Here is a 14,933-nt window from a genome sequence, read left to right on the forward strand (position 1 = left end):
CAGCCGCCTTCCCGACTGTCCCGGGCCGGAGAACGGCCCCGGAAGACCCAACCGACCTACCACTCAGGAGTGCAGCGGAAGTGAAGAGCGCCGTCGAGAAACTCAACCCCACCCAGGTCAAGATCGTGGTGGACGTCCCGTTCGCGGAACTGAAGCCGTTCATCGACCAGACCTACACCTCGCTCGCCAACCAGATCCAGGTCCCCGGCTTCCGCCGCGGCAAGGTTCCGGCGCGGCTGATCGAGCAGCGCGTGGGCTTCGACTTCGTCGTCGAGAACGCGCTCAACGAGGGTCTGAACACCTTCTTCCAGCAGGCCCTCGCGGAGAACGAGATCACCCCGCTGACCCAGCCCCAGGTCGAGGTCGTCACCAAGCCGGACGAGACGAACCGCGAGGCCGACACCAAGGTCCAGATCGACGTGGCCGTGCGCCCCGAGATCGAGCTGCCCGACTACAAGGGCCTCGAGGTCGAGGTCGAGGCCCGCGAGGCCTCCGCCGAGGACGAGCAGAAGGCCCTCGACGAGCTGCGCGGGCGCTTCGGCACCCTCAAGACCGTGGACCGTCCCGCCGCGGAGGGCGACTTCGTCACCCTCGACCTGCAGGCCCTGGTCGACGGCGAGGAGGTCGACGCCGCCAACGACCTGTCCTACCAGGTGGGCGCCGGCACGATGCTCGACGGCATGGACGAGGCGATCACCGGCCTCTCCGCCGACGAGGACGCCACCTTCGAGACCAAGCTCGCCGGCGGCGAGCACAGCGGCGCGGACGCGACCGTCAAGGTCAAGGTCACCGCCGTCAAGGAGCGCGAGCTCCCCGAGGCCGACGACGAGTTCGCCCAGCTGGCCTCCGAGTTCGACACCATCGAGGAGCTCAAGGAGGACCTGAAGAAGCAGGCCGCCGAGGGCACCGTGGTGGAGCAGGGCGTCGAGGCCCGGGACAAGGTCCTGGAGAAGCTGCTGGCCCTCGTGGAGATCCCCGTGCCGCAGGCCGTGATCGACGAGCAGATCGCCCAGCACTTCGACAACCCGGAGGCCGAGGCCGACCACGACACCCCGGACCACCGGGCCGAGGTCCAGAAGAACGCCGAGGACGCCTTCCGCAACGAGATCGTGCTGGACGCGGTCGCGGAGGCCGAGGAGATCGGCGTCGAGCAGTCCGAGCTGATCGACTACATCATCAACATGTCCCAGCAGTACGGCATGGACCCGAACCAGTTCGCCCAGCTGCTGGACTCCTCGGGCCAGGCCGGTCTGATGGTGGGCGAGGTGCGCCGCCGCAAGGCCCTGGCCAAGGTCCTGGAGTACGCGACGGTCACCGACACCGCGGGCAACACGGTGGACCTCTCCGAGTTCGTGCGCCCGCAGGGCGAGGAGCCGGCGGAGGAGTCCGCCGAGGAGGTCGAGCCCGAGGAGACCACCGCGGCCCCGACCCCCGGCACCGAGGAGGAGTCCGCGGACTCGCCCGAGTCCCCGGAGTCCGCCGACTCCCCGGAGTCCGCCGAGTCGGCTGACTCCCCGGACTCCGCCAAGTGAGTTCCTGAAGACCGCTCCGAAGGCGCCGCCGTCCCGCCGGGACGGCGGCGCCTTCGTCCGTCGCGGGACCTCGGGACCGACCATGCGCCATCAGCGAACAACCCGGACGGGGACCGGCCGCGGTCCTGGGCGGGCACTAGTGTTCTGTTCAGAGATCATCGGACCACACGGACGAAAGAGGCACTGTTACATGACCTCCGCTCACGAGTCGCCGTTCGGCTCGACCCACGCAACCTCCACCGGCCCGCGCCTGCAGGGCGGCGGCCCCATGGGCGGCCAGGACGACTACGTCTACAACCGGCTGCTCAAGGAGCGCATCATCTGGCTGGGCTCCGAGGTGCGCGACGACAACGCGAACCTCATCTGCTCGCAGATGCTGCTGCTCTCTGCCGAGGACCCGCAGGCGGACATCTTCCTGTACATCAACTCCCCGGGCGGGTCCGTCACGGCCGGCATGGCCATCTACGACACCATGCAGCTCATCCCGAACGACGTGGTGACCGTGGCCACCGGCCTGGCGGCCTCGATGGGCCAGTTCCTGCTGTCCTCCGGCACCAAGGGCAAGCGCTACTCCACCCCGAACGCCCGGATCCTCATGCACCAGCCCTCCGGCGGCATGGGCGGCACGGCCTCGGACATCCGGGTGCAGGCCGAGCTGATCCTGTCGATGAAGCAGCGCCTCGCGGAGCTCACCGCCGAGCAGACCGGCCAGTCCCTGGAGACGATCCTCCGGGACAACGACCGCGACAACTGGTTCGACGCCCAGCGTGGCCTCGAGTACGGCTTCTTCGACCACATCGCCAGCTCTGCCGGGTCCATGACCGGCGGCGGCGGGACCATGAAGGACCAGGACCCGAAGGACCAGGAGTAGGACCTCGGCGGTCCCACCACTCCACCAGGCACGCTCCACCAGACCTCCGAGGAACTCAACCATGACCTTCACCCACGGACCTTCGTCCACGGCCGGCTCCGCGGCCGCCCTGCCCACCAGCCGCTACGTGCTCCCCGACTTCGAGGAGCGCACCCCCTACGGGTACCGCCGGCAGAACCCGTACACCAAGCTGTTCGAGGACCGGATCATCTTCCTGGGCGTCCAGGTCGACGACGCCTCGGCCGACGACGTGATGGCCCAGCTGCTCGTACTCGAGGCGCAGGACGCCGACCGGGACATCACGATGTACATCAACTCCCCGGGCGGGTCGTTCACCGCGATGACCGCGATCTACGACACGATGCAGTTCATCCGCCCCGAGGTCCAGACGGTCTGCCTCGGGCAGGCCGCGTCCGCGGCCGCCGTGCTGCTCGCCGGCGGCACCCCGGGCAAGCGCCTGGCCCTCCCGAACGCCCGTGTGCTGATCCACCAGCCGGCCATGTCCGGCCAGGGCGGGGGCCAGGCCTCGGACATCGAGATCCAGGCCAACGAGATCATGCGCATGCGCGAGTGGCTGGAGGAGACCCTGGCACTGCACTCCGGCAAGACCGCCGAGGAGGTCAACCGGGACATCGAGCGCGACAAGATCCTGACCGCTTCCGCCGCCAAGGAGTACGGGATCGTGGACCACGTCCTGGAGTCCCGGAAGATCCACAAGCCCGCGACCGTCACCTCCTGACCCGGGCACCCCGCCCCGCCGCACCCCGGTGCGCCGCGATCCGACCGGTCGCGGCGCACCGGGGCGCCCCGATGTTGGGGCGGGGCCCGGTCCTCGCCTATCCTGGACGAGGATTCCCGTACCCGACCAGAGGACTGTTTCATGGCGCGCATCGGCGAGACCGCGGATCTGCTCAAGTGCTCCTTCTGCGGCAAGAGCCAGAAGCAGGTCCGCAAGCTCATCGCGGGCCCGCGCGTCTACATCTGCGACGAGTGCATCGAGCTGTGCAACGAGATCATCGAGGAGGAGCTGAGCGAGGTCAAGGACCTCGAGCAGCAGGAGCTCCCCACGCCGCACGAGATCTACCAGCACCTCCACCAGTACGTGATCGGCCAGGAGACCGCCAAGCGCGCACTGGCCGTGGCCGTGTACAACCACTACAAGCGGGTCCGGGCCGGCGAGAACGGCAAGCCCCTGTCCCTGGCCACGGCGGCCGGTGACGAGGACGTCGAGATCGCGAAGTCCAACATCCTGCTGGTGGGGCCCACCGGCTCGGGCAAGACGTACCTGGCGCAGTCGCTGGCGCGCAAGCTGGACGTGCCCTTCGCGGTCGCGGACGCCACGTCCCTGACGGAGGCCGGCTACGTCGGCGAGGACGTCGAGAACATCCTGCTCAAGCTCATCCAGGCCGCGGACTACGACGTCAAGCGGGCCGAGACGGGCATCATCTACATCGACGAGATCGACAAGATCTCGCGCAAGTCGGAGAACCCCTCGATCACCCGCGACGTCTCCGGCGAGGGCGTGCAGCAGGCGCTGCTGAAGATCCTCGAGGGCACCGTGGCCTCGGTGCCCCCGCAGGGCGGGCGCAAGCACCCGCAGCAGGAGTTCATCCAGATCGACACCACCAACGTCCTGTTCGTCGTGGCCGGTGCGTTCGCCGGCCTCGAGGACATCGTGGACTCCCGGGCCGGCCGCACGAGCATCGGCTTCGGCGCGGAGCTCAAGCAGAACGGGCCCCGCGACGAGGTGATGGCCGACGTCATGCCGGAGGACCTGCTGAAGTTCGGCCTGATCCCCGAGCTGATCGGCCGCCTGCCCGTGGTGACCACGCTGCGCGAGCTGTCGGTGGCCGACCTCACCCGCATCCTCACCGAGCCGCGCAACGCGCTCGTGAAGCAGTACAAGAAGATGTTCCAGCTGGACGGCGTGGAGCTGACCTTCGACCCCGAGGCGCTGACCGCCGTCGCCGAGCTCGCGATCAAGCGGGGCACGGGTGCCCGCGGGCTGCGCGCGATCCTGGAGGACGTGCTCCAGCCCGTCATGTTCGAGCTCCCCAGCCGGGACGACATCGCCGCCGTGCTCGTGACCGCGGAGGCCGTGGCCAAGCAGGCCGAGCCGGAGATCATCACCCACGAGATGATCCGCGACGAGCAGAACCGGAACAAAACCGCCTGATCCGTGGCTTCTACTCAGTGACGCGTCCGCCACTCCCGGCGGACGCCCGCACGAGAGGAAGCTGATGACGGACAAGGTGGAGTTCTGGTTCGACCCCGCGTGCCCCTGGGCGTGGATGACCTCCCGCTGGATGCTCGAGGTGGAGAAGGTCCGCGACGTCGAGGTGGACTGGCGGATCATGTCGCTGGCCGTCCTCAACGAGGGGCGGGACGAGCTGCCCGAGGACTACAGGAAGTTCCTGCAGAAGGCCTGGGGCCCGGTCCGGGTCGTCGTGGCCGCCCGTGAGGAGCACGGCCCCGAGCACGTCAAGGCGCTCTACGACGCCATGGGGACCCGGCTCCACCCGGGCGGGCAGAAGGACTTCCGCGCCGTGATCGAGGAGTCCCTGGCCGAGGTCGGCCTCCCGTCCGAGCTGGCCGCCGCCGCGGACACCGACCGCTGGGACGACCTGGTCCGGGCCTCGCAGCAGGAGGCGCAGGGTCGGGTGGGCGACGACGTGGGCACCCCCGTGATCGCCGTGAACGGCACGGCCTTCTTCGGGCCGGTCATGTCCCCGGCACCCACGGGCGAGGACGCCGGCAAGGTCTTCGACGGCGCCGTGCTGCTGGCCGACTACCCGGGGTTCTACGAGCTCAAGCGCTCCCGCAGCGCGGACCCGATCTTCGACTGACCCCTTCACCCGACGGTGGCCCGCCCGGCCACTCCGGGACGGCACGAGGGCCCGGCCGCCGCGGCGGCCGGGCCCTCGTGCTGCGTGCCGGAGCGTCTCTACGGGGCCGGCTCCTCCGCCGGGACCAGCTGGACGTCCCGCACCGTCAGGCCCTCGGTCCCGCCGACGAGCACCAGCTCGGCGGCATTGCCCGCGGCCTTGAGGTCTCCCAGCCCCGCCTCGAGACGGGCGACGTCCTCGGCGGCGGCCGTGATGGTCGCCGAGCGCACCTCGGTGCGCTGCTTGACCTTGGCCTCCGACTTGGCCTTGCGCAGCCCGGAGAGAGCCTCGCCCACGGTCGTGAGCACCTCCGGGTCGGCGTCGGTCACGGCCTCGGCGAAACCCTCGACGCCGGGCCAGGCCGCCCGGTGCACGGAGCCGGAGCGCCACCAGGACCAGACCTCGTCCGTGGCGAACGGCAGGACGGGGGCGAACAGGCGCAGCAGCGCGTCGAGGGTCGTGGCGAGCGCGGCGTGCACGGACGCCTGCGCGGCCTCGCCGCGGGCCCCGTAGGCGCGGTCCTTGACGAGCTCGACGTAGTCGTCGGTGAAGGTCCAGAAGAACTGCTCGGTGAGCTGCAGCGCCCGGGCGTACTCGTAGTCGCGGAACGCCCGGCCGGCGCGCTCCACGACCGTGGCCAGCTGGGCGAGCAGCGCCCGGTCGACGGCGTCGGTCACGACGTCCGGAGACGCCCCGGCGCCGAGCACGGACGCCTCCGTGACGCCCTGGGCGAGGACGAACTTCGAGGCGTTGAGCAGCTTGATGGCCAGCCGACGGCCGATCTTCATCTGCCCCTCGTCGTAGGCGGTGTCCGCGCCCAGGCGGGCGGACGCGGCCCAGTAGCGCACCGCGTCGGCCCCGTAGTTCTCGAGCACCTCCGTGGGGACCACCACGTTGCCCTTCGACTTGGACATCTTCTTGCGGTCCGGGTCGAGGATCCACCCGGAGAGCGCCGTGTTGGTCCACGGCACCGTTCCCGCCAGCGACTCGGAGCGCACCACCGTGGAGAACAGCCAGGTCCGGATGATGTCGTGGCCCTGGGGCCGCAGGTCCATCGGGAAGGTGTTGGCGTGCAGCTGCTCGTCGAAGGCCCAGCCCGTGGCGATCTGGGGGGTCAGCGAGGACGTGGCCCAGGTGTCGAGCACGTCCGGGTCGCCCGTGAAGCCGTGCGGCTGGTCCCGCTGGGACTCGTCGAAGCCGGGGGCGGGGTCGGCGGCCGGGTCCACGGGCAGCTGGTCGGGGTCGGGCAGGACAGGGGTGCCGTAGTCCGGGTTGCCGTCGCCGTCGAGCCGGTACCAGACCGGGAACGGCACCCCGAAGAAGCGCTGGCGGGAGATCAGCCAGTCGCCGTTGAGGCCCTCGATCCAGTTCTCGAACCGGGAGCGCATGAACGCGGGGTGCCAGTCCATCTCGCGTCCGCGCCTCAGCAGCGCCTCGCGGCGGTCGGCGTCGCGGCCGCCGTTGCGGATGTACCACTGGCGGGAGGTGACGACCTCGAGGGGCTTGTCGCCCTTCTCGTAGAAGTTCACCGGGTGCATGACCTTCCGGGGCTCGCCCTCCAGGTCGCCGGACGCGCGGAGCATGTCCGCGACGGCCTGCTGCGCGGAGAACACCGTCTTGCCGGCCACCTGCGCGTAGTGCTCGGCGGGGGCGCCCGCGGCGATCCACTCGGGGGTCTCGGCCGCGAAGCGGCCGTCGCGGCCGATCAGCGCGCGGGTCGGCAGGTCCAGCTCCCGCCACCACGTGACGTCGGTGAGGTCGCCGAACGTGCAGATCATGGCGATCCCGGAGCCCTTGTCCGGCTTGGCCAGCGGGTGCGCCCGGACCTCGACCTCGACGTCGAACAGCGGGGAGCGCACCGTGGTGCCGAACAGCGGCTGGTAGCGCTCGTCGTCCGGGTGGGCCACGAGGGCCACGCACGCGGGCAGCAGCTCGGGGCGGGTGGTCTCGATGTGCACCGGCTCACCGTCGGGACGGTGGAAGGCCACGCGGTGGTAGGTGCCCTCGCGCTCCCGGTCCTCGAGCTCGGCCTGGGCGACGGCCGTGCGGAAGGTGACGTCCCACAGGGTGGGGGCCTCGGCCAGGTAGGCGTTGCCGGCCTCCAGGTCCTGGAGGAAGGCCCGCTGGGAGACCGCCCGGGAGCGGGCGTCGATGGTGCGGTAGGTGCGGGTCCAGTCCACGGACAGGCCCAGGGTGGAGAACAGGTGCTCGAAGACCTTCTCGTCCTCGACGGCGAGCTCCTCGCACAGCTCGATGAAGTTCTTGCGCGAGACCACGTCCCAGTCGCGCTGGTTCTTCGCGGGCTTCTCCGGCGGGCGGTAGCCCTCGACGTAGGGCCGGGTGGGGTCGCAGCGCACGCCGTAGTAGTTCTGCACGCGGCGCTCGGTGGGCAGTCCGTTGTCGTCCCAGCCGAGCGGGTAGAAGACGTTCTTGCCGGCCATCCGCTGGAAGCGGGCGATCACGTCCGTCTGCGTGTAGGAGAACATGTGGCCGACGTGCAGGGAGCCGGAGGCGGTCGGCGGGGGAGTGTCGATCGAGTAGACCTGCTCGCGGGTCGTGTCCTCGTCGAACGCGTAGGTGCCCTCGTCGCGCCACTTCTGCGAGTACTTCTGCTCCAGTCCCTCCAGCGCGGGCCTGTCGGGAACGGTCACGGGGGTGGTCACGGGCGTGGTCTCCGGTGCGGTTCCGGGCGTGTCTGTGCCCTGCGTGTTGTCAGCCATGCGGACCAGTCTCTCACGAGCCCCGGCGCGCGCCCCGACGCCCCGGTGCTTGGGCGGCGCCCCGCGCCGGGCTAGCGTGGACCCATGACCGATCAGCAGAGCACGAACACGCACACCGGCAGGGTCGCGGTCGTCACCGGTGCGTCGACGGGCATCGGAGAGGCCACCGCGCGCGAGCTGCGCCGCAGCGGCTGGACCGTCTACGCGGTGGCCCGCCGCGCCGAGCGCCTGGAGGCGCTGGCCCGCGAGACCGGGGCCATCCCCGCCCCGTGCGACATCACCTCCGACGCCGACGTCGACGCGCTCCGGGACCAGGTGCTGGAGGAGCAGGGCCGCGTGGACGCCCTGCTCAACATCTCCGGGGGCGCCCGCGGCACCGACCGCGTGGCCGACGCCAGCACGGAGGACTGGGAGTGGATGTACCAGGTCAACGTGCTCGGCACGATGCGCCTGACCCGGGCCTTCCTCCCCGCCCTGCGCGAGAACGGCGAGGGCACCGTCCTGAACCTCACGTCCCTCGCGGCGCACCGGGCGTACGAGGGCGGCGGCGGCTACAACGCCGCGAAGTACGCCGAGCGGGCCATGACGGAGGCGCTGCGGCTCGAGGAGGCCGAGCACAACGTACGCGTCGTCGAGATCGCCCCGGGCCTCGTGCACACCCCGGAGTTCTCCCTCAACCGCCTCGGCGGGGACCAGGACGCCGCGGAGAAGGTCTACGCGGGCGTGGACAAGCCCCTCACCTCCGAGGACGTCGCCCAGGTGTGCGCCTTCGCGGTGAACCTGCCCCACCACGTGGACCTCGACACCGTGACCATCAAGCCGGTGGCCCAGGCGGCCCCGCACAAGCTGATCCGCACCTCGTAGACCCCGCCCGCCGGGATCGCGGCTCCCGGCGACCGGGCGCGTCCCTCCCGCCGGGGACCGCGCCCCCGGTGGGGCCCCGAGTGGGTTAAGATGGGGGTCAGTCATCGCGGCGTCGATCCGGCCATCACCGGGGAGCCTTCGGAAGAACAGGCCCGTCCCGCCGAGGGGCGCGCCCCAGTAGAACCGAACGGGTAAGCCCGTCACAGCAGTCACGAGCGGCGACCCGCGTCTCCCCGGAGACCGGGGCGCAAGCGAGGTGGTACCGCGTTCCGCCCCGGGCGACCGGCCGGCAGCGTCCTTGCACCCTGACCCGCACGAGCAGCACCGACGTCAGATCGAGGATGGACCCCGTGTCAGACCAGCCCGTCTACCCCAAGGCGACCACCGCCCCCGAGGCCCGCGGCGTCCCCGCGGCGCCCGCGTTCCCTGCCGTCGAGGAGCGCGTCCTCGCCTACTGGGCGCAGGACCGCACGTTCCAGGCCAGCGTGGACCAGCGCGACCCCGGCCGGGACGGCTCCAACGAGTTCGTCTTCTACGACGGCCCGCCCTTCGCCAACGGCCTGCCGCACTACGGGCACCTCCTCACCGGCTACGTCAAGGACCTCGTGGCCCGCTACCAGACCCAGCAGGGCCGCCGGGTGGAGCGCCGCTTCGGCTGGGACACCCACGGCCTGCCCGCCGAGCTCGAGGCGATGAAGCAGCTCGGGATGGCGGACAAGGAGGAGATCGAGCGGATGGGGGTCGCGGCGTTCAACGACGCCTGCCGGTCCTCCGTGATGAAGTACGCCTCCGAGTGGCGGGACTACGTCACCCGCCAGGCCCGCTGGGTCGACTTCGACAACGACTACAAGACCCTCAACCCGGACTACATGGAGTCCGTCATCGCGGCGTTCAAGGCCCTCGACGACAAGGGCCTCGTTTACTCCGGCTACCGCGTCCTGCCCTACTGCTGGAAGGACGAGACCCCGCTGTCCAACCACGAGCTGCGGATGGACGACGACGTCTACCAGGACCGCCAGGACCAGACTGTCACCGTCACGTTCCCCGTGCTCGACGACGCCTCGTGGGCGGTCCGGCCCGAGCTGGCCGCCGAGCTCGCCGGGGTCGAGGCCCTCGCCTGGACCACCACGCCCTGGACGCTGCCGACCAACCAGGCGATCGCCGTGGGCCCCGAGATCGTCTACGCCGTGGTCCCCGGCGCCGGCGAGCTCGCGGGCCGGCGCTTCCTGGTCGCCGAGGAGCTGCTGGGCGCCTACGCCAAGGACCTCGGCTGGGGCGGGGCCGAGGACCCCGCCGCGGCCGCGGCCGCCGCCGTGACCGCCCGGCACCTCGGCGCCGACCTCGAGGGGCTGCGCTACCAGCGGCTGTGGGACTACTTCGCCGACGCCGAGCGCTTCGGCACGGCCACGTCCTGGCAGTTCGTCGTGGCCGACTACGTCACCACGACCGACGGCACCGGCCTGGTGCACCAGGCGCCCGCCTACGGCGAGGACGACCAGAACGTCTGCGCCCGCTACGACATCCCCGTGGTCCTCTCCCTCGACGAGTCCGGGTTCTTCTACCGGCTCTTCGAGGACGAGCGGCTGGCCCCGGGCGCGCCGCTGGCCGGTATCGCGGGCCGGAACGTCTTCGACAAGGACGTGGCCCGCACGGTGGTCCGGGACCTCAAGGCCCAGGACCGGCTGGTCCGGCAGGCCACCTACGAGCACCCGTATCCGCACTGCTGGCGCTGCCGGAGCCCGCTCATCTACCGCGCCGTGTCCTCCTGGTTCGTGGAGGTCACGCGGATCAAGGAGCGGATGGTCGAGCTCAACCAGCAGATCACCTGGATCCCGGAGAACGTCAAGGACGGCCAGTTCGGCAAGTGGCTGGAGAACGCCCGCGACTGGTCGATCTCCCGCAACCGCTACTGGGGATCGCCCATCCCGGTCTGGGAGTCCGACGACCCCGAGCACCCGCGCCGCGAGGTCTACGGCTCCCTCGCCGAGCTGGAGGCCGCCTTCGGCCGGCTCCCCGTCAACGACCGGGGCGAGGTCGACCTGCACCGTCCCTGGATCGACGAGCTGACCCGCCCGAACCCCGACGACCCGACCGGCCGCTCCACGATGCGCCGCGTGCCCGAGGTGCTGGACGTGTGGTTCGACTCCGGGTCGATGCCGTACGCCCAGGTGCACTATCCGATGGAGAACCGGGAGTGGTTCGAGACCCACAACCCCGGCGACTTCATCGTGGAGTACATCGGCCAGACCCGCGGCTGGTTCTACACGCTGCACATCCTGGCCACCGCGCTGTTCGACCGGCCCGCGTTCCGCAACGTCGTCAGCCACGGCATCGTGCTGGGCTCGGACGGGCAGAAGATGTCGAAGTCCCTGCGCAACTACCCGGACGTCAACGAGGTCCTGGACCGGGACGGCGCCGACGCGATGCGCTGGTTCCTGATGTCCAGCCCCATCCTGCGCGGCGGGAACCTGGTCGTCACCGAGCAGGGCATCCGTGACGGCGTGCGCCAGATGATGCTGCCGCTGTGGAACGTGTACCACTTCTTCGGCCTCTACACGAACGCCGCGAACGGCGGCGCCGGCTACGAGGCGCGGACCCGGCACGAGTCCGAGAACGTGATGGACCGCTTCGTGCTCGCCGCCACCGGCCGGCTCGTGACGGACGTGCAGGACGCCTTCGACCGCTACGACGTCTCGGGGGCCGCGGAGCACCTGCGCTCCTACATGGACACGCTGACCAACTGGTACGTGCGCCGCTCCCGGGACCGGTTCTTCGACGAGGACACCGTCGCCTTCGACGTGCTGTACACGTGCCTGGAGACCGTCTGCCGGGTGGCCGCCCCGCTGCTGCCGCTGGTCGCGGAGGAGATCTGGCGCGGACTGACCGCCGGGCGCTCCGTGCACCTGACCGACTGGCCGGACGCCTCGCTGTTCCCCGCCGAGACCGGCCTTGTGGCGCGCATGGAGACGACCCGCACGATCTGCTCCAACGGCTCCGCCCTGCGCAAGGCCCACAAGCTGCGCGTGCGCCAGCCTCTGGCCGGGATGACCGTGGTGGTGCCCGGGGGCAACGAGCTCGCCGGGACCTTCGAGCGCATCGTCGCGGACGAGCTGAACCTCAGATCCGTGACCCTGCTCGACGCCGACGAGGTCTCCGCGGAGCAGTTCGGCATCTCCCAGCAGCTGAAGGTCAACGCCCGCGCCGCGGGCCCCCGCCTGGGCAAGGGCGTGCAGGCCGTCATCAAGGCCGCCAAGGCGGGGGACTGGTCCACCGCGGAGGACGGCGCCGTCACCGCCGGTGGCACGGCCCTGCAGGCGGGCGAGTACGAGCTCGAGACGGTCGTGGCGCAGGACGCCGCGGCCGGGTCCCGCGCCGTGACCGTCCTGCCCGGCGGCGGCTTCCTCGTCCTCGACACCGAGCTCACCCCCGAGCTCGAGGCCGAGGGCACCGCCCGGGACATGGTCCGGGCGATCCAGCAGGCCCGCAAGGACGCCGCCCTCCAGGTCTCCGACCGGATCCGCACCGTCGTCACCGCCGACGAGCGGACGGTCGCCGCGCTCGAGGCCAACCGCGCGCTCGTGGCCGGGGAGACGCTCTCCGCGGAGCTCGAGCTGCGCGTGGGCGAGCCGTCCGTGGCCGTGACCGTGCTCGACACGAGACCGGCCCCGACCGTCGACGCCGGGGCGGTGCAGGCATGAGCGCCCCGTTCGCGGAGGCCGGCGGCGCGGCGACCGTCGAGGAGGTCTACGCCCTGCTGCTCGAGCGCGCCCCCGAGAACCGGATGGCACCGCGCCTCGACGCCGTGCGGCGGGCCGTGGAGGTCCTCGGTGAGCCCCATCGCGCCGCCCCGGTGATCCACCTGACCGGCACCAACGGCAAGACCTCGACCGCACGCATGGTGGAGGCCCTGCTGCTCGCCCACGACCTGCGGGTGGGCCGCTACACGAGCCCCCACCTGTCCCGGGTGACCGAGCGGATCAGCGTGGACGGCGCGCCCGTCGACGACGAGACCTTCGTGCGCGTGTACGGCGAGATCGCCCCGTACCTCGGTTTCGTCGACGCCGAGCTGGCCGAGCGGGGCGAGCCCCGGCTCAGCTACTTCGAGACCGTCACGACGCTCGCGTTCGCGGTCTTCGCGGACGCGCCGGTCGACGTCGTCGTCCTCGAGGTGGGCATCGGCGGCTCCTGGGACGCCACGAACGTGGCCGACGGCGTGGTCTCCGTGGTCACGCCCGTCGACCTCGACCACACCGACATGCTCGGCGACACGCTCGGGGAGATCGCGACGGAGAAGGCCGGGATCCTCAAGCCGGGCGGCTTCCTCGTCTCCGCCGCGCAGGACCCGGAGGCCGCCGAGGTGCTCCTGGCCCGGGCCCGGGAACTCGGCGTCCCGTTCCGCTTCTGCGGCGTCGAGTTCGGCGTGGAGGCCCGCGCCACGGCCGTGGGCGGGCAGGTGCTCACGCTGCAGGGCCTGGCCGGGCGGTACCCCGAGGTCCTGCTGCCGCTGTTCGGCGCCCACCAGGCGGAGAACGCCGCGCTGGCCGTCGCCGCCGTGGAGGCGTTCCTGGGCGGCGGCGACAAGGAGCTCAACCCCGAGCTGGTCCGCACCGGCCTGGGCGCCGTCGAGTCCCCGGGACGGCTGGAGCTGGCCCGCAAGGCGCCCCCGGTCGTCCTCGACGCCGCGCACAACCCGCACGGGCTCACGGCCGCGGCGGCCGCCCTCAGGGAGGCCTTCACGTTCGGGAAGCTCAACCTCGTGGTGGGCGTGCTCCAGGAGAAGGACGCCGAGGCGATGCTGCGGGTCCTGCTGGACGAGTACGAGGAGTTCCACACCGAGTTCTGGTTCACCCGGTCCTCCTCGCCGCGGGCGGTCGACCCGCAGGAGCTCGTGGAGCTCGCCGTGGACCTCGGCTTCCCGGAGGACGTGGTCCACGCCGTCCCCCAGCTCGACGACGCGATGACCGAGGCCGTCCAGGACGCCGCCGCCCGCCCGGAGTTCGACGGCGCCGTGCTGGTCACGGGCTCGGTCACCGTGGTCGGCGAGGCCCGCACGCTGCTGGGGCTGTGACCGTGCGCCGCGCCCCGCACCGACCGCACCCCCCGCAGGAGAGGACCCGTCCCACGTGGCACGCATGACCAGAGCCCCGCGCGACCGGCGCCCCGAACAGCCCGGACGGCGGCGCTCGATCCGCACGATGTTCGCCTCCTCCGTGCTCGTCATGGAGGCGTTCATCGCGTTCTTCGCCGCCCTCACCGCCTACGGAGTCCTGGGCCGCGATCTCGGGGACGGGGCGCGGACGACGATCCTGGCGGGCGGGACCGTGCTCGCCCTCGTCCTGGGGCTGGCGCCCGCCGTGCTGGGCCGGCCCTGGGGGTACACCGTGGGGTGGATCCTGCAGGCCGTGTTCCTGGCCACCGGCTTCGTGCTGCCCACGATGTTCTTCGTGGGCGGGCTGTCCGTGCTCGCCTGGTGGTACGCCGTGCGCACCGGGGCGCGGCTGGACCGGGAGAACGCCGCCCGCGACGCCGCCCAGGCGCAGTGGGAGAGGGAGCACCCGGACGGCTAGGCTGGGCACCGACATCCTGGACCCGCACCACGGAAGGACCCCCATGACCACGGAACGCACCCTCGTCCTCGTCAAGCCCGACGGCGTGGCCCGCGGGCTCACCGGCGAGGTGCTCGCCCGGATCGAGGCGAAGGGCTACCGCCTCGTCGAGCTGCGCCTGCTGCACGCGGAGCGCTCCGTGCTGGAGCAGCACTACGCGGAGCACCAGGGGAAGCCCTTCTTCGGGCCGCTCGTCGAGTTCATGCTGAGCGGCCCGGTCGTGGCCGCCGTCGTCGAGGGCCACCGGGTGATCGAGGGCTTCCGGTCCCTGGCCGGGACCACCGAGCCGACCACCGCCGCACCGGGCACGATCCGCGGCGACCTCGGCCGGGACTGGGGCGAGAAGGTCCAGCAGAACATCGTGCACGGCTCCGACTCCCCGGAGTCCGCCGAGCGGGAGATCGGCATCTGGTTCGCCTGAGACCGGCTCCACCGACGCCGACGGCCTCCACCCG

At 71.4% G+C, this 14,933-nt stretch carries 11 protein-coding genes; 10 read left to right on the top strand and 1 reads right to left on the bottom strand.

Going from position 1 to position 14,933, the window contains the following annotated elements:
• Positions 1 to 80: 80 nt before the first annotated feature.
• The 5 genes from tig (at position 81) to ACH9D2_RS06430 (ending at position 5,249) form a co-directional block, all read left to right on the top strand.
• Positions 81 to 1,532 (top strand): trigger factor, encoded by a 1,452-nt coding sequence (gene tig, locus ACH9D2_RS06410; protein ID WP_396362011.1) that lies wholly within the window; start codon positions 81 to 83, stop codon positions 1,530 to 1,532.
• Between the two features lie 190 nt (positions 1,533 to 1,722).
• Positions 1,723 to 2,403, top strand: coding sequence for an ATP-dependent Clp protease proteolytic subunit (locus ACH9D2_RS06415; protein WP_396362012.1), 681 nt, complete (start codon positions 1,723 to 1,725; stop codon positions 2,401 to 2,403).
• Positions 2,404 to 2,464: 61 nt separating this feature from the next.
• Positions 2,465 to 3,142: an ATP-dependent Clp protease proteolytic subunit gene (locus ACH9D2_RS06420; RefSeq protein WP_017834585.1), complete on the top strand. Its 678-nt coding sequence runs from the start codon at positions 2,465 to 2,467 to the stop codon at positions 3,140 to 3,142.
• 141 nt (positions 3,143 to 3,283) lie between these two features.
• Positions 3,284 to 4,579, top strand: coding sequence for an ATP-dependent Clp protease ATP-binding subunit ClpX (gene clpX, locus ACH9D2_RS06425; protein ID WP_396362013.1), 1,296 nt, complete (start codon positions 3,284 to 3,286; stop codon positions 4,577 to 4,579).
• Between the two features lie 64 nt (positions 4,580 to 4,643).
• Complete coding sequence (locus ACH9D2_RS06430; RefSeq protein ID WP_396362014.1) at positions 4,644 to 5,249, top strand: mycothiol-dependent nitroreductase Rv2466c family protein; 606 nt, start codon at positions 4,644 to 4,646, stop codon at positions 5,247 to 5,249.
• Between the two features lie 98 nt (positions 5,250 to 5,347).
• Here the strand turns inward: ACH9D2_RS06430 and valS are convergent, their stop codons facing one another.
• Positions 5,348 to 8,008: a valine--tRNA ligase gene (gene valS / locus ACH9D2_RS06435; RefSeq protein ID WP_396362015.1), complete on the bottom strand. Its 2,661-nt coding sequence runs from the start codon at positions 8,006 to 8,008 to the stop codon at positions 5,348 to 5,350.
• 84 nt (positions 8,009 to 8,092) lie between these two features.
• Here valS and ACH9D2_RS06440 point away from each other — a divergent pair, with 84 nt between their 5' ends.
• The 5 genes from ACH9D2_RS06440 (at position 8,093) to ndk (ending at position 14,899) form a co-directional block, all read left to right on the top strand.
• Entirely contained in the window at positions 8,093 to 8,872 is a 780-nt protein-coding gene (locus ACH9D2_RS06440; protein ID WP_396362016.1) for an SDR family oxidoreductase, read from the top strand.
• A gap of 341 nt (positions 8,873 to 9,213) precedes the next feature.
• Entirely contained in the window at positions 9,214 to 12,570 is a 3,357-nt protein-coding gene (gene ileS, locus ACH9D2_RS06445) for an isoleucine--tRNA ligase (RefSeq protein ID WP_396362017.1), read from the top strand.
• The gene (locus tag ACH9D2_RS06450; protein ID WP_396362018.1) at positions 12,567 to 13,940 is read left to right on the top strand and encodes a bifunctional folylpolyglutamate synthase/dihydrofolate synthase; all 1,374 of its coding nucleotides are present in this window, start codon (positions 12,567 to 12,569) and stop codon (positions 13,938 to 13,940) included. The genes ileS and ACH9D2_RS06450 overlap by 4 nt, the downstream gene beginning before the upstream one ends.
• Before the next feature lie 64 nt (positions 13,941 to 14,004).
• A complete protein-coding gene (locus tag ACH9D2_RS06455; RefSeq protein WP_396362020.1) occupies positions 14,005 to 14,439 on the top strand; it encodes a DUF4233 domain-containing protein in 435 nt (144 codons plus the stop codon).
• Between the two features lie 43 nt (positions 14,440 to 14,482).
• Positions 14,483 to 14,899 carry a nucleoside-diphosphate kinase gene (gene ndk, locus ACH9D2_RS06460; RefSeq protein WP_396362019.1) on the top strand — a complete coding sequence of 139 codons (417 nt, stop codon included), beginning with the start codon at positions 14,483 to 14,485 and terminating at the stop codon, positions 14,897 to 14,899.
• The last annotated feature ends 34 nt before the right edge of the window (positions 14,900 to 14,933 follow it).

Origin of the sequence: Kocuria rhizosphaericola (assembly GCF_044462205.1) — a bacterium.
Lineage (GTDB): Bacteria > Actinomycetota > Actinomycetes > Actinomycetales > Micrococcaceae > Kocuria > Kocuria rhizosphaericola.